This window comes from Aeoliella sp. (genome assembly GCF_965227375.1).
In the GTDB taxonomy this organism is placed as follows: Bacteria; Planctomycetota; Planctomycetia; order Pirellulales; family Lacipirellulaceae; genus Aeoliella.
In genome coordinates this window covers 2,700,466-2,721,538 of sequence record NZ_CBDDFX010000001.1, presented here as the reverse complement: position 1 = coordinate 2,721,538, position 21,073 = coordinate 2,700,466, and the positions used below count along the sequence as shown (strand labels likewise).

Below are 21,073 nucleotides of genomic sequence, written 5' to 3'. Positions count from 1 at the left end.
GCTTGGTCGGGGCTGATTGGGGCTTTGGTCGAGGTTGGGGGTGGCAATCGACTCCCGATTGCGCCAGCGGCTTGCCAGCTGTTGACGGTGACATTTATACTGTGGAGCTACCAATTTCTGCGCATTGTTGACCTTTTTAGTGGAGATTCCCTCGTGGCATCCGGAAAGTATCTTTTCACCAGCGAAGCGGTGAGCATGGGTCATCCCGACAAGCTCGCCGACCAGATTTCCGATGGCGTGCTGGACGCCCTGTTCGCTCAGGACCCTAACAGCCGCGTTGCTTGCGAGACCATGGTCACGACTGGCGTGGTGGTGATCGCTGGCGAGATCTCCACCGAGGCCACGGTCGACATGCAGAAGATCGTCCGCGAGGTGGTCAAAGACGTTGGCTATACCGACTCCACGATGGGCATCAGCGCCGATCACTGTGCGGTGATGGTGGCCATCGACGAGCAATCGCCCGACATCGCGATGGGTGTCGACAGCGACGACAGCAAGGGCAAAGACGTCGGCGCCGGCGACCAGGGCCTGATGTTCGGCTACGCCTGCAACGATACCCCGGAGCTGATGCCGCTGCCGATCGCGCTATCGCACCGCATCCTCAACCGCCTGACCGAGGCTCGCAAGTCCGGCGAAGTCGACTGGCTCCGCCCGGACAGCAAGAGCCAAGTGACCGTGGAGTACGACGAGAACACCCCACTGCGAGTCGACACGGTGGTGGTCTCCACGCAGCACGCCGACCATGTGTCGAACGAGGAGATTTCGACGTTCATTCGCGAGAAGATCGTCAAGCCAACGCTGGGCGAATGGGCCACCGACGAAATCACCTATCACATCAACCCGACCGGTCGCTTCGTGGTCGGTGGACCTCACGGCGACTGCGGCCTCACGGGCCGCAAGATCATCGTCGACACCTACGGCGGTTGGGGCCGGCACGGTGGCGGCGCTTTCAGCGGCAAGGACCCCACCAAGGTAGACCGCTCGGCTGCCTACATGGCTCGCTACGTGGCCAAGAACATCGTGGCCGCCGGCCTGGCGGAGCGATGCGAAGTGCAGTTGGCTTACGCCATCGGCGTTTCGGAGCCGGTCAGCGTGTACGTCGACACCGAAGGCACCGGTCGTGTGGACGATGCGGTGATCTGCGAGTTGGTGAAGGAGCACTTCCCGCTCACGCCCAGTGGCATCATCAAGCACCTGGACCTGCGGCGGCCAATTTACCGTAAGACGGCTGCTGGCGGGCACTTCGGTCGTAGCGAACCGGAGTTCACCTGGGAGAAGACCGACTTGGCCAAGACTCTGGCCGAGGCGGCCGAGACCGCCACGGCGGCCACCTGAGACGCCCGGTAATTCAACTGTTTTTCTCGCGAAAAGCAGAAAAAAGGTTGAAATCAGACGGCCGGGCTGCGAAATTATAACACGGTTGGGCGGAGAGCCTGCAACGACAGAGCGCGTCTGCCAACCACCGAATTGCTGCCCTTTGCTGCCCATTCAATGAACGTTGCCCAGCAACAATTTGCTGGCCAATCGGTTGCACGTCCGTTGGGTCGCCCCATGGTGACCGCTGCGCACGTGGCCGTTGGCCTCGCGTTTTCGTTCGGTCTGATTTTGGCCGTTCGGCGCTTGATGCTCGGTAAAGCCGAGCCGCTGGGTTTGTGGTCCACCCTTGCCACGGCGGCGGTGCTCTTGCTGTTGGTTCTCGCCATCCGCAGAGCCCCCGCCGGGGCGATTGCTCGCTGGGTGCCATCTGCCATTCTGCTGTTCTGGGCAGTGGTCTGCTCGTGGCCCGGCTCGCAGCCCGCGGCCTGGTTGATCTGGGGCGCAGCGATCGGCGGCGACTGGTGGCTGATGCACCTGCTCCGCCCACAGGACTCCTCGGTCGCCAACGCACCGGTTCCACCCGGCGGGTCGGTGGCTCCACGAGCTTTGGAGCCCACCGCTGAAATGGCGGAGAACGAACTAGAACAACTGGGCGAAGGCCACCTGCACGACGACGTTCCAGGCGAAGACGGCGAGATCGTCCTGCAGCACGTGGTGCGAGTGCGCGACGCCGACGGCCGCGAATACGTGCACGCCACGCTGCGTGGCGAACTTGCTGCCGGCGACCGCCGGGCGACGCTGCACCTGGGCTTCTGCCCGCCGTTTCCGTCGCAACCGGAGGTCGAAGCCGAAGTGATCGAAGGCCCGGCGGCCGTGGCCAAAGTAACCCAAGCCCTGCACAACGGAGTGCAGGTGGAAGTGGAACTCGACATCGCTGAGATTGAAGACTCGGTGGTCACCGTGGAGGTGGCCGCCTATGAAAGAGAGCCATCGCGCTCTCCAACGGACTCCTGATCCCTGACCCCAGAATCCTCTCTTGTTTCGCATCGGACTTGGCGAAGACTCACACCGCACGGCGGCGGGCGGCCCGATGGTGCTCGGGGGGATTGAGATCCCGCACGACCACCATCTGGTGGGGCACAGCGACGCCGACGTGCTGCTGCACGCGCTGACCGACGCGGTGCTCGGCGCCGCGGGACTGCCGGACATCGGAGAGCTGTTCCCCAACACGGCCGAGGAGAATCGCGACCGCAACTCGGCCGACTTCCTCACAGCCGCCTACGCGAAAGTCCGCGAGGCAGGCTTCCGGTTGGTGAACGCCGATTGCGTCGTGGCCGCCCAGGCGCCGAAGCTCAGCCCCTACAAGGATGCCATGCGGCACCGCATCGCGGGACTGTTGGGCGCGAGTCCCCTAGACATCGGAATCAAGGCAAAAACGGGCGAAGAAGTGGGCCCCGTGGGCCGCGGCGAGGCCATCGAGGCCCGCGCCGTGGTGCTCGTCGAGCGATCAATGAGCCCACACACCTAGAGAATGCCCCAAGAATAACTTCCGCATTTTTTCGTTAACCCCCTCTCCTAACCTCTCCCCGCAAGGGGGAGAGGGAACAGAAGAGGAAGTTATTCTTGGGCCATTCTTTGGGCTTCCCAGTACTGGGTTGGGCTTTCCCTACACCACCCGAAGGCTTTAACCTATCGGGCGCGATCCTTGATCGCCGAATGGAATCCTATCTAACGAACCAGCACGTCGCATTATGTCCACAGCCACCGAAACTATGAGCGCTGCTAGCACCGCCGCACACCCTTCGCTGCAGATTTACAACACGCTGACCAAGAAGAAGACCCCGTTCGAGCCGGTCGCACCCGGCAAGGTGGGCATCTACTTGTGCGGCCCCACGGTGTACGCCGAAGCCCACATCGGCCACATGGTCGGACCGGTGATCTTCGACTGCATCAAGCGGTACCTGGTGTACTGCGGATACGATGTCACCTGGGTGGTGAACATCACCGACGTGGACGACAAGCTGATCCACAAGGCCAACGAGCGTGGCATCACCATGCTGGAAGTGGCTGAGGAGAACATCGCCGACTACAACAAGAACCTCTCGGCGCTGGGCGTCGACCAGATCGACGAGTTCCCCCGCGCTACCGATTGCATGGACGACATCATCGGGTTCATCGAGTCGCTCGTGGAGCAAGGCTACGCGTACGCATCCGAAGGCGACGTGTACTTCGACGTCGGCAAGGACCGCGAGTACGGCAAGCTCTCCAACCGCTCGCTCGACGCCATGCAAGGCGAAGGGGGCGGCACCGCCGATCGCAAGAAGAACACGGCCGACTTCGCCCTGTGGAAGTCGGCCAAGCCGGACGAGCCAAGTTGGGACAGCCCGTGGGGCAAAGGCCGCCCCGGCTGGCACATCGAGTGCTCGGCCATGAGCAAGAAGATCCTGGGCGAGACGTTCGACATCCACGGCGGCGGCCTCGACCTGGTGTTCCCGCATCACGAAAACGAAATCGCCCAAAGCGAATGCTGCCACCACAAACCAATGGTCAAGTACTGGGCACATAACGGATTGCTAAAGCGGGACGAAGCGTCCGGCAAGATCGGCGGTAAGATGAGCCGTTCCGAAGGTGCTGGCGGCTTGCACGAACTGATCGACCGCCAGGGTGGCGAGAAGATCCGCTTCTTCCTCTTGCGAACCCACTATCGCAGCACGGTGGTGTTCAGCGAGCCGGCCATTGAGGAGGCAGCCAAGGGGCTCGAGACGTTCTATCGCTTGTTTAAACGCTACAAGCGAATCACGCATGCCGACTTCTATTCGCTGACTGCTCCCTCGAAGCGCGGTGCGCCGGCCATCGATCAAGCGGACGACCCAACACTCTCCGCGGCAGCGGAACGCAAACAGAAGTTCCTGGCGGCCATGGACGACGACTTCAACACAGGCGGTGCGATTGCCGAGCTGTTCGAGTTAGCGAACTTGACCAACAAGTACTGCGACGAAGCCGACTTCGAAGGCAAGGGAGCGGGCGACGCGGCGAGCATCGCGACGTTGACCTTGTTGATGGAAACGATCAAGGAACTTTCGAACGTGCTGGGCTTGTTCCTCCAGCCTCCGGCGGCAGCCGGCGGTTCCGACGAACTGCTGGGCCAAGTAATGCAACTGGTGATCGACCTCCGCGCCGACGCCCGCAAAGCGAAGAACTTTGCCACGGCCGATGCGATCCGCGATGGCTTAGTGCCCACCGGCATTGTGCTCGAAGACCGCGCTGGCGGAACCGAGTGGACCGGCGGCAACGACGGCTCGCTCGAAGGCGTGATGAAGATGCTCATCGAGCTGCGTCAGTCGTCGCGCGCCAACAAGGACTTCGCCACCGGCGACGCCATACGCGACCGCTTGAAGGACCTGGGCGTCGTGCTGGAAGACCGCGCCGGCGGAACGGAGTGGACGCGCGGTTAACCAACGAAATGCGTAGCCGGATTCGCAAGAATTCGGACTCAGCCAACCGTCACAGCATGCCACGCTACTCACTCAAGACCTTGCTGGGAGTTATGACGGTAGTCGTGGCGATGGCGGCGTTCTACTACGTTCGCAGCCAGCCGCGGGTCGTGGCGGAGAGGTTTCAGTCACTCGTTGAGCAGGGCAAGCACGAAGCGGCAATGAGGATGTTGGAAGATTCGACTTTGTTGGAGAAACGAAAACTGCGCACCGGCGAGCGGCTGGAGTTAGAGAGCTTTTCGCACGAGAATCCCTCCAACTCGGACTGGTTGCTCGGCAAGCGACATGGATTGCTGAAGGCAGGGATTTTCTTCAAGTCCGAATACGTTAGTGCGGGAACCTCGCTTGAATGCGAAGCTGAAGTTACTCGCTCGGGGATTCGTATCCTGCAAATAGAAGAGTCTGAACCAGTAGTCGCCATGCTAGTTGACCCGGATGAGTTAGACAGCGACGAATGACCCCAACTTCCCGAATTCTTGCGAATCCGGCTACGAGACCTGGCAACACCTTATGATCATCCTCGGCATCGATCCTGGCCTGAACATCACCGGTTATGGGGTGATTGAAACCGCCGGCCGGCGCGTGCGGTTGGTGGAAGCGGGCGTGGTGCGGGGTGGCAGTTCGTCGAATCGTTCACTCGCCGAGCGAGTGGCCGAAGTGCATCAGGGCATCTGCGAGGTGATCGAGTCGCACTCGCCCGACGTGATGGCCATTGAGGAACTCTACTCCCACTACGATCGTCCCAAGACGGCCATCCTGATGGGCCACGCGCGGGGCGCGATTATCCTCGCCGGGCAGCTCGGCGGGCTGTCGGTAAAGCACTACGCAGCCACGCAGATCAAGAAGACCCTGACCGGCAACGGCCGCGCGCCGAAAAGCCAGATGCAAAAAGCCATCGCCCGCGAGTTGGGCCTCCCCGCCCCACCCGAGCCAGCCGACGTGGCCGACGCGCTCGCGATTGCGATGACACATTGGTTTTTGGATTGCCGGTTGTCGGTGGAGAGCGGGTAACAACTTCAAAACTCTGCATGCAACATCGCGGACCGCGAGGCGGTCCGGCTATTGATCACGAACATTGCTTCCTACATCCCTGATCCCCGACCCCTGAATCCTCCCCCTCCCCATATGATCACCAAAATCACTGGACGATTGGTTTCTCTCTCTGGCGACACACTGACGCTTTCGGTCGGACCGTACGAGCATGAAGTGTTGATCCCCGAGTTCACGCGGCGGCGGTTGCAGGACGGCATCGGCAAGGAAACTTCGCTGCACACTATCGAGTACATGGAAGGCGATCCGACGCGGGGCCGCATGACTCCGCGGATGGTGGGGTTCACTTCGAGCATCGAGCGGGAGTTCTTCGAGCTGTTTTGCCAGGTGGACGGAGTCGGCGTGAAGAAGGCCCTCAGGGCGATGGTCCGCCCCGTGCAAGAAGTGGCCGCGCTGATTGAAGATCAGGACGCCAAAGGTCTGGCGGCGCTACCCGGCATCGGTCCGGCGACCGGCGAGCGGGTGATCGCCAAGTTGCGCCGCAAGGTGCCGAAGTTCGCCCTGCTGATCGGCCGCGACGCGCCGGACGTGGCTCCGCGCGAGCGCGATCTGGCCGGCGAGGCGTTCGAGACGCTCCGCGCCCTGGGCCACAGCGAATCGGACGCCCGGCGACTGCTGGACGAAGCGATGGGTCGTAAGAAAAAGTACAAAGACGTGGAGGAACTGCTCCGCAGCGTCTACGAAAATCGGGACGCATAGCAATGGCTCAAGAATCGCTTCCGCAGACTCAATAACCCCCTCTCCCAACCTCTCCCCGCAGGGGGGAGAGGGAAGATAGGAGGAAGCAATTCTCGAGCCACTGACGGGTTGAAATCTTGGCGTTTCGCGGAGATGAACTATCCTTGGAAGGGCGACGTAGACAACACTATTGTCCAATTGCACCCCGCCAGGCCGCTAGCAGGTGGCCCGGTTCTCACTTCTCAGGAGAACCCGATGTACGCTATGTTTCATCGAACCTGGCGGGTCGCGCGTCCGCTGTTGGTGGCTTACCTGCTGCTGGTGCTGATCATGACATTTATCGAATCCTGGCTCGTGTACCCTGCCCCGGCGCTGACGACGGGCAACTGGCAACCCGAGGGCTTTAACCATCAGGACGTGTGGTTCGAGTCGGCGGACAAGACCAAACTGCATGGCTGGTTGTTCGAACATCCGAGCCCCCAACACGTGGTGCTGTACTGCCACGGCAACGGGGAGCTCGTCGCACACAACGTGCGTTTGATGTCGCGTCTGAGAGACGAGCTCGACGCCACCGTACTAGTGTTCGACTATCGCGGCTACGGACAAAGCGGCGGCAAGCCCCACGAGGCCGGCGTGGTGGCCGATGGCATCGCGGCGCAGCAATTCCTGGCCGAGCACGCCGGCGTGCAACTCGACGAGGTGGTGCTGATGGGACGCTCGCTCGGCGGCGGCGTCGCCGCGGCCGCGGCCGCGCAACAGGGCGCCAAGGCCGTGGTGCTGCAGAGCACGTTCGCCTGCATGGTCGACACGGCGGCGGTGCACTATCCGTGGCTGCCGGTGCGGTTGGTGATGCGGAACCGCTACGACTCGGTGGCGCGACTGGCCGACTACAATGGCCCGGTGCTGCAGAGCCACGGCACCAGTGACGAGGTGGTTCCCTACAGCGAAGGGCGGCGGCTGTTCGAGTCGGTGCCGTCGGATCGCAAGCAGTGGATCGACGTGCCAGAGGGAACACACAACACCCCGCAGCCGGACGACTACTACCCCGCGCTGCGCGAATTTCTGGATTTCTAGCCTCCCAAAATAGGCACCCTGGGGCGACGCCGAACTCTACAAATGCGGTGCTAGTGCGGCTTTCCGTCCCCCCAGGCCGCAAAAACCACGCAGATTACCCGATCGACACCACCCCCTTGATGAGCTACTCTGTTGTGTTGTGGCGCTTTGCTCCGATACAAGCACTGTTGCCGCGTCCCTGCCTTACCCCACCCCCCCGGGCCCATTTCTGGCCAATATGTCTCACTTGCCTCTGAATCCGATTCGCGCGGTAGAGCGGTTTCTCGTTTACCCGTCCCCCTCCACATCCACAGGCGATTGGTCGCCACGGTGGATTGAGAACGAAGACGTGTGGTTCGAGTCGGCCGACGGTACCAAACTGCATGGTTGGTTTGTGCCCCACCCCGAGCCGAAGCATGTCATCCTCTACTCGCATGGCAACAACGAGCATGTTGGCAACCAGGTGAATCAGTTGCTGCGATTGCAGTCGATGCTCGACGCCACGGTGTTCGTGTACGACTACCGCGGCTACGGCAAGAGCAAAGGCCGCCCCACGGAGAAAGGCCTGATTGCCGACGGACTGGCCGCGCACGACTGGCTGCTCAATCGCACCGGTGTAACTGCGGACAACATGATACTGATGGGCCGCTCGTTGGGCGGTGGAATCAGCGTGGCCATCGCCGCGGAGCGCACCGCCAAGGCCGTGGTGGTGCATGCGACTTTTCCGCGAATGGTCGACGCGGCGAGCTACAACTATCCGTGGCTGCCGGTCAAGACGCTGATGCGGGATCGCTACGATTCGCTCGATCGGGTCGAACGCTACGAAGGGCCGCTGTTCCAGAGCCACCGCACCACCGACGAAGTGGTGCCAGTCGAACTGGCCCGGCAGCTGACCGATCGCGCGCCCAGCTACTTGAAGCACTTCTTCGAGATTCCCAACGGTCGCCACAACGAACCGTTGCCGCCCGACTACTACACGGCGCTCGACAAGTTCCTGAACCGCGTCGATCGGATGCGAGAGTTCCACGCCCCAACGAGTGTGGACATGGAAGCGGCTCCCCCGATGCTGCAGACGAACTGACGTCTGAGTACGCTACACGTCGATGATCGACTCGGGCATCTCGCGCAGGAACATGTAGACCATCGCGCCCAAGGACACGGCCGGCGCGATCACGCTCTTCGCGGCCAGTTGCAAACCAACCAGCGACGAGAGGTACACGAGCGTCGCTGCGATGACGATTGCCACGGAGGCCAGGAATGTCGCGGTCAGGCTGATCGTCTCGCCTGGCGCTTCCCACCAGGTGCGCAGTTCGTGAAAGAATTGATAGGACAGCAGCACGAACAGTATGAACGCACCCATGGAGTAAAGTCGCAGATCGGGCAGCACGAGCAATGCGTCGTACATGCCGTGGACGAAGATCACCAACAACACAATGGCGATCGCTTCGCCCAACCTTTGGCGTGGGTTCCAGATGGCCCGGCAGAGCGCCAGCCCACACAGCCCGGTGGCTGCCATGTGAAAGAAGTTGGCCGTGAGGAAACGGGCCGAGGTATCTTGGCCCTGGGAGAACTTGCCGATGTTCTCCTCCATAGCGAAGCCAAGCCCGACGCAAGCGGCTACCAAAAGCGCTTCGCGCTCACTGCCACGACGAATGATCCACGGCACCAGCGGTAGGAACAGCAGTAGTTTCGAAAGCTCTTCGCGCAGCCCGACCCCGAGGATGAAAAACTTGAGCCCCTGGCGAACGTCATTGCCCAGGACGAGATTCCATTCGTACTCCTGCCAGTAGATGGCGAACAACGTAGGCCAAATACTCAATACCCCCAGCACGACCGCCACGGCGGCTAGCGGCCAGCGAATCCCCCCAGTGCGGTACGGCTGCCCCGCCTGCACTGCGAAAGCAAACCAGCAAGCGCCCGTGAGCGCAGCAAGCAATGCTGGACCGGGCACTATGTCTAGCCACATGCTGCGGGGAATGGCCCACCAGAGTTGCCACCACTCCCGCTCAGCGATGAATTGTCGCATTTGGTCGTGGTGCTGCTCGTACCCTTCCGGCGACTCGCGGAGCACGATCACGTTGTCCACCGCCGCGGGAGCTTGCACCAAGTACGCCAGCACCAGGCCCACCACCAGGATGGCTAGCACCATCCGGCCGAGGAACTGCGGCTGGCGGGTGTGAGATCGCAGGTAGGGCTGCAGTTGCATGGCAATTCGACAGGGGAGCGGACTTCGAGAAACCGCGAGTATAGCACGCAGGCGCGGTGACCCGCTGCCCGGCGTTTTCGCCCCGCTTTCGATCCGCATTCCGCACCCCAGGTGCGATTTGGTATGATCAGGCGACCGCCCTCCCTGTACTTTTGCCCCCTATGCCGCCATGCCCCGCGAAACCATCCTCTCGTCCGACGATTCGTGGCCCGAAGACGAGCCCGAGAGCACCTTCGGCAGCGAGCATCCCGCGCGCACCGGCGAAGACGACGTGGCGCTGCGGCCTAAGCACATGAACGAGATGGTCGGCCAGCGGCAAGTGGCCGAGCGGCTCCGCATCGCGGTCGACGCGGCCGCCAAGCGGGGCGAACCGCTGGGCCACATCCTGCTCGACGGCCCGCCGGGCTTGGGTAAGACCACGTTCGCTACGTGCATTCCCCGCGACCTGGGCGTGAGCCTCCAAATCGCCAGCGGCGCTGCGCTCGCCGCGCCGAAAGACCTGCTGCCGTACCTTACGAATGCCGAAGAAGGATCCGTGCTGTTCATCGACGAGATCCATCGTTTGCCCAAAGCGGTGGAAGAGTTCATGTATCCCGCGATGGAGGACTTTCGCGTCGACATCACGCTGGGCGAAGGAGTCAACGCCCGCACGGTGAACATGAATCTGCGCCCGTTCACCCTGATCGGCGCGACCACGCGCACCGGATTGCTGTCGGCTCCGCTGCGAGATCGATTCCAAATTCGCGAGCACTTGGACTTCTACGACCTGGAAGAGCTGATGGAAATCGTGCGCCGCAACGCGACGAAGCTGCGCACGCCGCTCGACGACGAAGCGGCACGCCAGATAGCGCTCGCCAGCCGTGGCACGCCGCGCATCGCCAACAACCGTTTGCGGTGGGTCCGCGACTACTCGACCAGCAAAGCCGATGGCCAAATGAACGGCGAAGTGGCCCACGCTGCGCTCGCGATGCTGGGCGTCGACCAACTGGGCCTCGACCCGCAAGATCGCAAGTACCTGGAGACCATCCTCCGCGTATTCCACGGCGGCCCCGTAGGCGTCGAAGCGGTGGCCCACACGCTAAACACCGCCTGCGACACGCTGACCGACGAAGTCGAACCGTTCCTCTTAAGAACGGAACTGGTCGTGCGCACCCCCCGCGGCCGCAAACTCACCACCAAGGGCTACGAGCACCTGGGCCAATCGCCGCCCGGCGGGGCGACGCTGTTCGCGAGCTAGATCGCTTTCAGAATTAGCCCCACGCCTGTAGCTGGATTCGCAAGAATTCAGACGCTCGGGTTGCGCCGTCCGAATTCTTGCGAATCCGGCTACGGGGATCCTCTTCCGTAAAAGATTCTGAGAATCTTCTTGACTTCCGCTCCCGCTATCGGTAAAACCAAATCTAGTTAACCAAATTTCACGCCACGGAGACTCTACGATGGCGCGACCAAAGGCTGCTGAGCTTACCGAACGGGAGCTCGAATTGATGCACGTGTTCTGGGACCAGGGGGCCATGACCGCCATGGACGCCCGCGACCAGATGGCCGAGGGGGGCCGCGATCTGGCGTACACCACCGTGGCGACGCTGGTGAAGATTCTGGTCGAGAAGGGCTTTCTCGAGCAAACCGGCGACGCACGGCCGTTTGTTTACAAGCCGCTGCGAAACTTCGACGACGTGTCGAAGCGGCTGGTGAGCGACATGGTGCAGCGGGTGTTTCAAGGTTCCCGCGAGGCGCTGTTGGTGCGACTGCTGGATGGGCGAAAGCTCACCAAGAAAGAACGCGAAGTGCTGGAGCAGATTCTCGAAGGGGGCAAACAATGAGCACGGCAATTCTCATCTGGTGCGTGGTGCAGGTGACCTTGTTCGCCCTGGTGGCGGGCGTCGTGTACCTGGTGGCAAGAAGGTTGCACGCGTCGCTGGGTTCGATCACCGCATCGGTCAGCCTGGCGTTGGTGCTCGCGCTCACCGCGTTGGCTGCAAGCCCTTGGCCGCGGTGGGAGTTGAACTCACCGGACCGGGCAGCTAAAGCTGCTGCGGCCGTGACACCAAATGTGGAAAGCGACCCGGAAGAAGGATCGACCGTTGTGGCGCCAAACGTCGCGGAGCCTGCGGACGACTCGATGCTCTCCCCTGCCCTGGCGGCTTGGAGTGCGTTTGCCGATGCGTTGGCCGAGCCTCCTCTGGCGGCAACCGCCGCAGAACCTGAAGCTGCGTCGCTGGTCTTCTCCTGGAGGACTGCGGCGCGGTGGCTGTTGATCGTTTGTCTGGTGGTGGGCGTGTTGCGGTTCGTGTGGGGCGTGTGGGTCGTACGGAGCTTGGTAAACGAGAGTAGCGCACTCGGCGACGACGATGCGGCGCTCGTACTGCTCGCCGACCTGCAGTCGCAGCTGGGGGTTTCGACTCCCATCGAACTCCGCCAGTCACCGACCATCGCCACGCCTGCCACGGTGGGTTGGCGACGTCCCACGATCCTGCTCCCCACGCGGTGGCGGGATTGGACCGCGAGCGAACTGAAAGCCGTGCTCGCGCACGAGCTGGCGCACATCGCGGCCCGCGACTATCGCTCGTGGCTCATCGCGCGGCTGGCCGTGGCGGTCCACTTCTACCATCCACTGGTGCACTGGCTTGCCGGGCGGTTGCAGATGGAGCAAGAACTGGCCGCCGACGCCATGGCGGTGCGGCTGGTGGGCGATCGGCAAAACTACCTGCATTCGCTGGCGTCGTTGGCGCTGGCGACTCCCCAACATCGTTTGTCCGGGCCGGCGAGGACACTGATCCCTGGCCGTTCCCTCCTCATGAGGAGAGTAGAGATGTTACGCGAAGCGAAAGGGCGAACCTCCAGCAAATCGATAAGCCCAATAACTCGCGCCACCGCAGCGGTGTGCCTGGCCGTGGTCGCCGTGGCGGTGGCGGGCGTACGGCAAGTGGCCAGCGGGCAGGACGCTCCCGGCGCAGTCGCCGAAGAGTCGCCCACCATAACGCCCACACCGGCCAACGTGCCGCGGATTGGACTGGAAGTACTACCCGACAACACGATCTACGCTGTTTCGGTCCGCCCGGCGGAGTTGCTCAGCCAGCCTGGGTTCAAGGACCTTGCGCAGAAGCTGGACGACGTGGTACCGGAGTCGTTGAGAAAGCAGGTCTCGGTTAGTCAGATCGCCGAGGTGCTTGTGGTGGTGTATGGATTCCCGCGTGATGAGCCAAGGTTTGTCGTCCGTTTTGTCGAACCATCGGCATGCGAATCGTTCGTCGCCGCACTGGTCGACAAGATGACGAAGGCCGACGGATACACTGCACCGAGCTCCACCGTGTGGCAGACGAAAGACCAACGGCTCACCAAGGTCGACCCGCAGACGATTGTGTTGGATCACTTCGGCAGGTCCGACGCACGGAATGCACTGCCACCCGCGGTGCAGAGCAAGCGGGAGTGGGATGATCCGTGGCAGCAGGCGTCCGACAAGCAACTGGTGTTTGCCTTCGACATGCAGCGATTCTGGTCGCAGACGAGTCCGCAGGACCAAGCGCAGTTGGTAGGTGGATTCCCAATGCAAATGATCGGCCCCCTGCTTACCGACACAAAGTGGTGCGTCGCTTCCGTGGATGCCATCGACGGGCTGAAGATCGACGCCATGGTGCAGTGCACCGACGACAAGACTGCAGCCGCGGTGGCCGACACAAGCAAAGCAGCGTTGACGCTCATAGGCAATATGGTCGAGCAGCAACGGGCGGTCGCTAAGGGTGAAGTAAGCAACTTGGGTTTGCCGGATCACAACCTGGCGTCGGTCGATGCGTTGTTCGATCTGGCGGCGGAATTCACCAGCGAAACCGAGATCGACGCGGACGGCCAGCAGGTAAAACTCTCGTTTGCCAGCCAGAAGCTCGATGCCGAAAAAGTGGCCATCACCACAGGCCTATTAATGCCGGCGATTCAAGCCGCTGGCGAAGCTTCACGGCGCACGCAAAGCACGAACAACATGAAGCATCTAATGCTGGCGCTGCTCAACTACGAATCTACTTACAGGCACTTGCCGCCGGCGGTGGTGTACGAAGAACTGCCCGACGGTACCCGCGTCCCGCGGAGCTGGCGGGTTGAGATCCTCCCCTTCCTGGAGGGTGGCGCGGAGCTATACCAACAGTACCGCAGGAACGAACCGTATGACAGCGAGGCGAATATGAAAGTAATGGCCAAGATGCCGACGGTGTTCCGTTCGCCGTCGGACGATTCGTCCTCAACCAACACCAGCTACTTTGCCATCACGGGACCCGAGACGATCTTCCACAACGAAGAAGGCGCTCAGTTTGCTGAGGTGACCGATGGTACGTCGAACACGATCGCCCTGGTCGAGTCGAAGCGACCCATCGCTTGGACCAAGCCGGAAGATATCGCCTACCGAGCCGACGAGCCGATGCCAAAAATGAAAGGCTGGCACCCTGGCGGTTTCATTGCAGCCAGGGTCGATGGCAGTGTCCACTTCATGATGCAAGACATCGACGAAGAAACGCTGCGGTGGTTGATTGAGCGGGCCGACGGCAATTTGATCAGGCACTAACGGCTGACTCGGCGGCCATGGCTTTGCTGTCCCGCCACCACAGGAAGCTGAACACGGCGATAATGCCGAGTGACGCCCATTGGTAGGCGGTGAGTTGGCCCCACATTTCTGGCTCGGGGCGGATTTGCTCGCTCACCAGGCGGTACATCGCATAGACGATGATGTAGAGCTTGATGAGCTGCCCGCGAAACATGCCGCGCTGCTGCAGCACCAACAACACTGCCGCGGCGGTGAAGTGGAACAGCGACTCGTACAACTGCGTCGGGTGGCGCGGCAATGTGTCGATCGCCGGAAACACCACGCCCCACGGCAAGTTGGTCGGCGTGCCGAAGCAGCAACCCGCGTAGAAGCAGCCGAGCCGGCCAATGGCGATCGACAGCGCGACCGGCGCAGCGAACGAGTCGCCCGTCTTGGTGCGGATGCCAAGCACCCACTTCACGAGCTCGACCCCCGCGTACCCGCCCACCAGTCCGGCCATGATCGTCTTGCCGTTGGAAAGCCACGCCGCGGCGGTCCAGAACTCGGCCTCGCCAAACAGCGCAAAGGGCAGCTTCGCGCCGAGCGTCGCCCCGCAAAACGCACCGATGCCAATCGCCAGCTTGTCTTCCCAAGCCATGGCGAGCGACCGCTGAGAGAGCCGCAACAAGACGGCTCCCGAGGCGACGGCGATGAGCATGATCAGAGGGTACATTCGCGCGAGGGGTTAGGGTCAGGGATCAGACAGAAGCGGCGAGCCGGAAGCGTCAGCGCCCGGAGTGAATGAGTCGCGATGTTCAACTGCAAACGACGGTTCGGCCCAGTGCCGGCAGCGGGACATGCCCTTCGCGGTACAGAGTGTTGTAAGCGCTGAACGGGATGATGTGGCCGCTGGGCAGGATGAAGTGCACGCACGACTTCATCAATTGCCGCACGTCGAAATTGTAGGCGTCCATGAAGCTGGTGGTCGTGATGCGAAACATGTCGCACGGATCGAGATCCTCCGAAAGCGCGCGGAGGATGAATTCCTGGCCGATCTGTTCAAGCGACTGACTGGAATCTTCCATCGGTGCATCACCAGCCGACGAGCTACGCTTCGACGGAAGAACCCCAGAACCGATGAGATCGTTGGCTATCTGGACCGATTCATTCGAATCGCAGCAACCTCCAGAACCACAGCAGTTGCGATTCATCACCTCCTGAATCAAATCCCGCGCGCGGGGTCGAGTGTAGGTGATGCGACCAGACAGCAGGTCGATGTGCTCGGCGATGTCGATCAGCCGCGCGAGCGGCGTGGTGCGGCCGCCGGCGCGGTAGCCGTAGGACACGGTGTGGGCGTTGGGGTGCGCGCAGGGCAGCGGTGTAAAGTCGCTCTCGCACCACCGGCCTTCTGTCTCGCGCTCGATCGCGTGGATGATGTCGGGGAACGTCACCCGCTGCTCCAACTCGTCCGGCAGAAAGTGCCGCCCCGTGTAACAAGTAGGCTGGAAGCTGACTCCCGTGATCCAGGGTCGCTCCATGGCGAAGTCGAGCAAGCGACCAAGCCACGGAGAGGAGGAATCCGAAGGGAAGTTCACTCCCGCTTGCAGCGTTGCGACCAACGTGACGTTGACGCCCAGTTCGCCGCACGCTTCGATGCAATCGAGCTTCGTTTCGAGCAGCGGTTCGCCACGCAGCGACTGGTACACCGTGTCGTCGAAGCCGTCGAATTGCAAGTACACCTCCGCACGCTTGCGATGCTCGGCCACCGCTTCGAGGAACCGTCGGTCGCGGGCGAGGCGGACCCCGTTGGTGTTGATCATCACCATGTCGATCGGCTGATCGACCGCGTAAGCCAAGATGTCGAGGAATCGCGGGTGGATGGTTGGTTCGCCGCCGGAGAGCTGCAGCAGTTCCGGTTGACCTTCGGCCGCCACCAGGTGGTCGATCGCGCGGATGCAGTCGTCGTAACTCAGGTGCTTGAGTCCCGGCGCGCTGGAGGCAAAGCACATCGGGCACTCCAGGTTGCAGTTGGCCGTGATCTCCAAGAGCCCCAAGCAGGTGTGCTGCTCGTGTTCGGTGCACAAACCGCAGTCGTAGGGGCAGCCGCGATTGGGCTCGACGGCCATCTCCAGCGGCACCTTGCCGGGCGTGCTGCCGACGTGGCGATCGAACCAACTAGCGTCGCCGCACACAAAGTCCTCGCGCATGCCGTGCATCTGGCAATGCTTGCGAAAGTAAACACGCCCGTCACGATTGAGGATCTTCGCCGGCACCAACGCGAGGCACTCGGGGCACAGACTTTGAGTGGCGCCGAGGAATTGATAGTCGCGGTAGTTCATAGTCGTCGAGCCATCTTGTAGGTGACAAGGAGTAGCAACAGAGAGATTGAAACGCCAACGATCACTGACACAATAAGGGGCAACGGTTCGCGAAGCGGGATGTTATAAGCCACTGCGCAGGAAAACACGCTGGCGATCAAGGTTGCCGGGATAATCAAAAGCACGGCGACACCCCACACAAGCAACCGCCAAATCCCGCTCCGGCTACGCTTCGCCGCCTCGGTCCGCGCCATCGGCGGCCTGTAGGGGTTCGGATCGGGCGTGGGGGTTTGGGGCGGCATAAGTAGTGCGCTCTCTAGGGAGTTACCTCAAATTGGCTGATTTCGTTTCAAGTAATTCTTCCCACAACGACTAGGAACTTTGGCTCCCTATCACGACTTATTCCACAGTTTGTTGGCGATGTAGCACATTCCTACCAGCACAGCCAATGCGGCGATCGCTCCTCCAACACAGCCGACTACGAACGAGTCGAAGGGTTCGCCAGAGAACAGGCAGCCAAAGAAGAAGGCAATGCACACCGCCGGCGGGATGAGCAATATCGACAGCAGCAGCACGATCACACGCCGCACGATGGTGGCGCGGTCGGAGATGTCGCCTGCAGGGCTGAGCTGCTGAGGCGACTCGAACGGGTTCTCACCATTGTGCTGCTCGCTCATCATCCCTCCCGATTCGATTGGTCGCTCGAATACGTTGGGTCGTTCACCCGCTTCCAACGCTCCCCGTAAATGCGAGCTACCTTTCCCGCTACCACAACACCCAACACCAGTCCGCCAAACCAACCGCAAATCACAGCAATTTCATTCGGCCAATCGGCCCCGAGCATCTCGCCCAGTGCGGCGCCGAATACCGATAAGCCGATCATGGTTGCGCTGCAGGTAACACCAAACGAAACAAGCACCGCCAGTGGCGTCAGGAACGTCAGTCCGATGAGCATGACAAACCGCTGGAAAGCGCTCCCCGACGGTGCGCGTCCAGGTAGCTGCTGCGGCGCTTCGTAAGGGTTCTCCTCTTCCGGGCATGGAGGTTGGGTATCCATACGAGTGGTTCCTCGCAGCAGTGGCGTTTTGCTCGACGCGCGAGGCATCATTAGACCACACCCAGGCGCGGGACCACAACAGAATTTGGCGCCCAACTATCTTAGCGCAAGCTCACTTGCGCGTCAGAATCCCCCACCAGGCGGTGACGAGTTTCAAAAGCGAGAGCGCCACTAACGCCAAGCCGGCGCCGCTGGCGAAGCTGGTTTGCGCCACCGCGTCGAGCAGCAGATCGCCGAGTTGGTTGGGCGATACCGAGTTGCCATACCGCCCGGTGCTGCACATGGTGACCAGCCAAATGAATGCCGCCAGCATCGCGGGCACCAGTCCCAGGGCCGCCAGCCACATTCGGCGGCGCTTGCGCTGGTGCTCGTGGACTTCTTTGCGACGTCGACGCTCGACGCGGTGCATGACTTGCCCCCCTTGAAGAAGGTGAACTTCGAAAGTAGTCGTGCCACTGCGGATAAATACCCGATCGCAATGCGGTCGGTTTCAAGCGAGTTCTTTTTTCCAGAATGCCATGCTCTCGGGAGGCGACCACTCGGTGGGCCCACGAAATCCGAACGACCAATACAGGTGCCGACCGCGGGCGTTGTCGGCTCGCACTTCCAGCGTCAGAGCGTGGCAGTCGTTCTCGCGGGCGTAGTCTTCCACGGCCGCCAGCAACTTCCGCCCGATGCCCTTGTCGCGATGCCCGGCGACCACCGACAGGTCGTGAATGTTCACCCGCGAGCGGGCGGCGAAGGTTCCGAACAGCAGCAGCCCCGCGGCTGCCCCCACTGGCTGGTCCCCCAGCCAGGCGATCCATCCGAGCGTCGCGGGATGCTCGGCGAATCGGTCCGGCAGCACCTCGCGCACCTTGCCATCGAGCGGCTCGGCGCCGCCCATCGCGTCCTTAGCGTAGGCATCGATCATGTCCACCAGGACGGCGACATCGGCAGGATCGGCCTTGTCGACCAGGCGAATTTCCAGTGGCTGTTGTTCGTTCATCGGATGGGCGTGGGGGCGAGAGTTCTGGGGCCCCTTAGTTTACTGGGTCTTTTAGGATTTTGGGCACCCCCGGCCTGCGTCGGAGGCCATTGACAATTCGGCCCTGGGTGCGTTAATCTGCTTGGTTTCTACCCAACTACCAAGCTTCCGCATGTTACCCTCGTGAGGCCGTCCGATGGCTGTCCCCAAACGTAAACACTCCAATTCGCGTTCCGGTAAGCGTCGTTCGCACGACCAACTCAAGGGCCGCCAACTGCAGCTTTGCCCCAAGTGCGGCGAGCCCAAGCCCAGCCACGTGGTTTGCCCCAACGAGCACTGCGGCCACTACATGGGCCGTCAGATGGTGCAGGCGGCTTCGTAGCGGCGCGCGGCGCGGCATGACGACGTAGGCCTTAGACGCTTTCGCCACCGCCAGCGCCCGCCATTCCGTTTTCCCATTCCTTGTCACTCGCGCGAGGGAGTTCCGTGGGCAAGACCGCATTTCTGTTTCCAGGCCAAGGCGCGCAATCGGTCGGCATGGCTGCCGAACTGTGCGCTGAGTTTCCCCAAGCCAAGGAGCGATTCGCTCAGGCGGAGGAAATCCTCGGATACGACCTGCTGGCGCTGTGCACCAACGGTCCGGCTGAACAGCTCGACTCGACCGCCCACAGCCAACCAGCGATTTACGTCGCCAGCCTGGCCGCGCTCGAGCGACTCGACGCCGAGCGGCCCGAGATCGTCGACTCGTGCGTGGTGACCGCCGGGCTGAGCCTGGGTGAGTACACCGCGCTGACGTTTGCCGGTTCGTTGTCGTTCGCCGATGGCTTGCGCGTGGTGGCCGAACGCGGCGCGGCGATGCAGGACGCTTCCGAGGCGTCGCCCAGCGGCATGGTCAGCGTGCTGGGCATGGAACTGGCCGATATCGAAAAGATCGTCGAAGAAGCATCGCAAGGCGAAGTGCTGGCCGTGGCCAATCACTTGTGCCCTGGCAACATCGTGGTTTCCGGCGCGAACAGCGCGTGCGAGCGAGCCGCCGAATTGGCCGAACAAGGCGGCGCCATGCGTGTGGTGCCACTGGCCGTGGCGGGAGCGTTTCACACCGAGCTGATGCGATCGGCCGTCGCCCGACTGGAAGCGGTGCTGGAAACGGTCGACCTGCGCCCACCGCGAATTCCCGTGATTTCCAACGTCGACGCCCAGGCGCACGACGACCCGGTGGAGATCCGCCGGCTGCTGGGCGAGCAAGTGGTCAATCCCGTGCGCTGGGAAGATTCGATTCGCAGAGTGCTCGCCGACTATGGAATCGACACCTGCTGGGAAATCGGTCCAGGCCGTGTGCTGCGTGGCCTGCTGAAGCGGATCGAGCGGAAGTTCCCCTGCGAAGGTGTCACCGCCTAAGCGTTTGTGCGTGTCATTTCGAACGAATGACACGAGACTGAAGCCGACTGCCCCTCCAACATTGACAACCTCATGCCCTCCCTCACAGTCGATCTTTCTGGCCAAACAGCCCTCGTAACCGGCGCGTCACAAGGCATTGGCAAGGCCATCGCCCTGTCGCTCGCCAAGAGCGGCGCTAAAGTAGCCTGCCTGGCGCGCAACGCCGAGAAGCTCGCGGCCACGGCCGACGAAATCGAACAAGCGGGCGGCGAAGCGATGGTGATCGCCGCCGACGCCACCGACAGCGAAGCCGCTCAGGCGGCCGTGGATAAAGTGGTCGAGGAGTGGGGCAAGCTCGACATCCTGGTGAACAACGCCGGCATCACCCGCGACACGTTGTTGCCGCGGATGAGCGACGAGGACTGGGACGCGGTGTTGGCCACCAACCTGCGGAGTGTGTTCCTCTACACCCGAGCCGGCGCGGGAGCCATGATGCGTGCGAAGAAAGGCCGCATCATCAACATTTCCAGCGTCTCGGGCTTGATGGGCAATCCCGGCCAGTCCAACTACTCGGCCTCGAAGGCGGGCATCATCGGGTTCACGCAAACGGTCTCCCGCGAGCTGGCCAGCAAGCGTCGCCAGATCACCGTGAACGCGATTTGCCCTGGCTTTATTGCCTCGGATATGACCGACGCCCTGGGCCCCGCCCTGGAACAGGTGATCAAGGAGAAAATCCCGTTGGGCCGGCTGGGCGAGGCGGACGAGATCGCTCAGGCGGTGCTGTACCTGGCTAGCGATGCTGGCAGCTACGTCACGGGGCAGGTGCTCGTGGTGGACGGCGGCCTAACCGCCTAAGCCGGCGAGACTTACAACCGGCGGCTACCCGAGCGGAAGCCGCCTAGACACCCATAGCGAAACGCGGTATATCTTGACCACTCTTGTGTAGACGCTCTATCTTGAGAGGCTTACACACGACCCATTAATCGGTAACCACCCGAGGCCGGTACCCTACCGGTGAACAGGCGCCCCGGCGGACCCGGACTCCTGAT

22 protein-coding genes are annotated in these 21,073 nt (G+C 62.1%); 15 read left to right on the top strand and 7 right to left on the bottom strand.

Features of this window, described 5'->3' with window-relative positions; genetic code table 11:
• Window positions 1-153 precede the first annotated feature (153 nt).
• The 9 genes from metK (at window position 154) to ACQK2L_RS11120 (ending at window position 8,673) form a co-directional block, all read left to right on the top strand.
• Window positions 154-1,335: a methionine adenosyltransferase gene (gene metK / locus ACQK2L_RS11160; protein ID WP_425397043.1), complete on the top strand. Its 1,182-nt coding sequence runs from the start codon at window positions 154-156 to the stop codon at window positions 1,333-1,335.
• Between the two features lie 204 nt (window positions 1,336-1,539).
• Complete coding sequence (locus ACQK2L_RS11155) at window positions 1,540-2,331, top strand: hypothetical protein (RefSeq protein ID WP_425397042.1); 792 nt, start codon at window positions 1,540-1,542, stop codon at window positions 2,329-2,331.
• Window positions 2,332-2,353: 22 nt separating this feature from the next.
• The gene (gene ispF, locus ACQK2L_RS11150; RefSeq protein WP_425397041.1) at window positions 2,354-2,845 is read left to right on the top strand and encodes a 2-C-methyl-D-erythritol 2,4-cyclodiphosphate synthase; all 492 of its coding nucleotides are present in this window, start codon (window positions 2,354-2,356) and stop codon (window positions 2,843-2,845) included.
• Between the two features lie 244 nt (window positions 2,846-3,089).
• Window positions 3,090-4,772 (top strand): cysteine--tRNA ligase, encoded by a 1,683-nt coding sequence (cysS, locus tag ACQK2L_RS11145; protein ID WP_425397040.1) that lies wholly within the window; start codon window positions 3,090-3,092, stop codon window positions 4,770-4,772.
• A gap of 56 nt (window positions 4,773-4,828) precedes the next feature.
• Window positions 4,829-5,269: a hypothetical protein gene (locus tag ACQK2L_RS11140; protein ID WP_425397039.1), complete on the top strand. Its 441-nt coding sequence runs from the start codon at window positions 4,829-4,831 to the stop codon at window positions 5,267-5,269.
• A 52-nt stretch (window positions 5,270-5,321) separates the two neighbouring features.
• Window positions 5,322-5,822 (top strand): crossover junction endodeoxyribonuclease RuvC, encoded by a 501-nt coding sequence (gene ruvC / locus ACQK2L_RS11135; protein ID WP_425397038.1) that lies wholly within the window; start codon window positions 5,322-5,324, stop codon window positions 5,820-5,822.
• Between the two features lie 114 nt (window positions 5,823-5,936).
• Entirely contained in the window at window positions 5,937-6,560 is a 624-nt protein-coding gene (gene ruvA / locus ACQK2L_RS11130; protein WP_425397037.1) for a Holliday junction branch migration protein RuvA, read from the top strand.
• Window positions 6,561-6,803: 243 nt separating this feature from the next.
• Window positions 6,804-7,613: an alpha/beta hydrolase gene (locus tag ACQK2L_RS11125; protein ID WP_425397036.1), complete on the top strand. Its 810-nt coding sequence runs from the start codon at window positions 6,804-6,806 to the stop codon at window positions 7,611-7,613.
• A 217-nt stretch (window positions 7,614-7,830) separates the two neighbouring features.
• Entirely contained in the window at window positions 7,831-8,673 is an 843-nt protein-coding gene (locus ACQK2L_RS11120) for an alpha/beta hydrolase (protein WP_425397035.1), read from the top strand.
• A gap of 12 nt (window positions 8,674-8,685) precedes the next feature.
• Here the strand turns inward: ACQK2L_RS11120 and ACQK2L_RS11115 are convergent, their stop codons facing one another.
• On the bottom strand, window positions 8,686-9,798 hold the full coding sequence (locus ACQK2L_RS11115; protein WP_425397034.1) for a PrsW family glutamic-type intramembrane protease: 1,113 nt from the start codon (window positions 9,796-9,798) through the stop codon (window positions 8,686-8,688).
• Window positions 9,799-9,967: 169 nt separating this feature from the next.
• On the opposite strand from ACQK2L_RS11115, the gene ruvB reads away from it, so the two are divergent.
• The 3 genes from ruvB (at window position 9,968) to ACQK2L_RS11100 (ending at window position 14,347) form a co-directional block, all read left to right on the top strand.
• Window positions 9,968-11,035 carry a Holliday junction branch migration DNA helicase RuvB gene (ruvB, locus tag ACQK2L_RS11110; protein WP_425397033.1) on the top strand — a complete coding sequence of 356 codons (1,068 nt, stop codon included), beginning with the start codon at window positions 9,968-9,970 and terminating at the stop codon, window positions 11,033-11,035.
• A 199-nt stretch (window positions 11,036-11,234) separates the two neighbouring features.
• The gene (locus tag ACQK2L_RS11105; protein WP_425397032.1) at window positions 11,235-11,618 is read left to right on the top strand and encodes a BlaI/MecI/CopY family transcriptional regulator; all 384 of its coding nucleotides are present in this window, start codon (window positions 11,235-11,237) and stop codon (window positions 11,616-11,618) included.
• Window positions 11,615-14,347, top strand: coding sequence for a M56 family metallopeptidase (locus ACQK2L_RS11100; protein ID WP_425397031.1), 2,733 nt, complete (start codon window positions 11,615-11,617; stop codon window positions 14,345-14,347). Before ACQK2L_RS11105 ends, ACQK2L_RS11100 begins: the two co-directional genes overlap by 4 nt.
• Here the strand turns inward: ACQK2L_RS11100 and ACQK2L_RS11095 are convergent.
• The 6 genes from ACQK2L_RS11095 to ACQK2L_RS11070 all read right to left on the bottom strand — a co-directional run bounded on the left by ACQK2L_RS11095 (window position 14,337) and on the right by ACQK2L_RS11070 (window position 18,668).
• A complete protein-coding gene (locus ACQK2L_RS11095) occupies window positions 14,337-15,038 on the bottom strand; it encodes a prolipoprotein diacylglyceryl transferase (RefSeq protein WP_425397030.1) in 702 nt (233 codons plus the stop codon). The genes ACQK2L_RS11100 and ACQK2L_RS11095 overlap by 11 nt on opposite strands.
• Before the next feature lie 82 nt (window positions 15,039-15,120).
• Window positions 15,121-16,644 carry a radical SAM protein gene (locus ACQK2L_RS11090; protein WP_425397029.1) on the bottom strand — a complete coding sequence of 508 codons (1,524 nt, stop codon included), beginning with the start codon at window positions 16,642-16,644 and terminating at the stop codon, window positions 15,121-15,123.
• Between the two features lie 371 nt (window positions 16,645-17,015).
• Window positions 17,016-17,303, bottom strand: coding sequence for a hypothetical protein (locus tag ACQK2L_RS11085; protein WP_425397028.1), 288 nt, complete (start codon window positions 17,301-17,303; stop codon window positions 17,016-17,018).
• A complete protein-coding gene (locus ACQK2L_RS11080) occupies window positions 17,300-17,680 on the bottom strand; it encodes a hypothetical protein (RefSeq protein WP_425397027.1) in 381 nt (126 codons plus the stop codon). Before ACQK2L_RS11080 ends, ACQK2L_RS11085 begins: the two co-directional genes overlap by 4 nt.
• A 112-nt stretch (window positions 17,681-17,792) precedes the next feature.
• Window positions 17,793-18,089 (bottom strand): hypothetical protein, encoded by a 297-nt coding sequence (locus ACQK2L_RS11075; RefSeq protein ID WP_425397026.1) that lies wholly within the window; start codon window positions 18,087-18,089, stop codon window positions 17,793-17,795.
• A gap of 81 nt (window positions 18,090-18,170) precedes the next feature.
• Window positions 18,171-18,668, bottom strand: coding sequence for an N-acetyltransferase family protein (locus ACQK2L_RS11070; RefSeq protein ID WP_425397025.1), 498 nt, complete (start codon window positions 18,666-18,668; stop codon window positions 18,171-18,173).
• Between the two features lie 175 nt (window positions 18,669-18,843).
• Here ACQK2L_RS11070 and rpmF point away from each other — a divergent pair, with 175 nt between their 5' ends.
• The 3 genes from rpmF to fabG all read left to right on the top strand — a co-directional run bounded on the left by rpmF (window position 18,844) and on the right by fabG (window position 20,879).
• On the top strand, window positions 18,844-19,029 hold the full coding sequence (gene rpmF / locus ACQK2L_RS11065; protein WP_425397024.1) for a 50S ribosomal protein L32: 186 nt from the start codon (window positions 18,844-18,846) through the stop codon (window positions 19,027-19,029).
• A 104-nt stretch (window positions 19,030-19,133) separates the two neighbouring features.
• Window positions 19,134-20,045, top strand: coding sequence for an ACP S-malonyltransferase (gene fabD / locus ACQK2L_RS11060; RefSeq protein WP_425397023.1), 912 nt, complete (start codon window positions 19,134-19,136; stop codon window positions 20,043-20,045).
• Window positions 20,046-20,105: 60 nt separating this feature from the next.
• Window positions 20,106-20,879: a 3-oxoacyl-[acyl-carrier-protein] reductase gene (fabG, locus tag ACQK2L_RS11055; RefSeq protein WP_425397434.1), complete on the top strand. Its 774-nt coding sequence runs from the start codon at window positions 20,106-20,108 to the stop codon at window positions 20,877-20,879.
• Window positions 20,880-21,073: the final 194 nt, after the last annotated feature.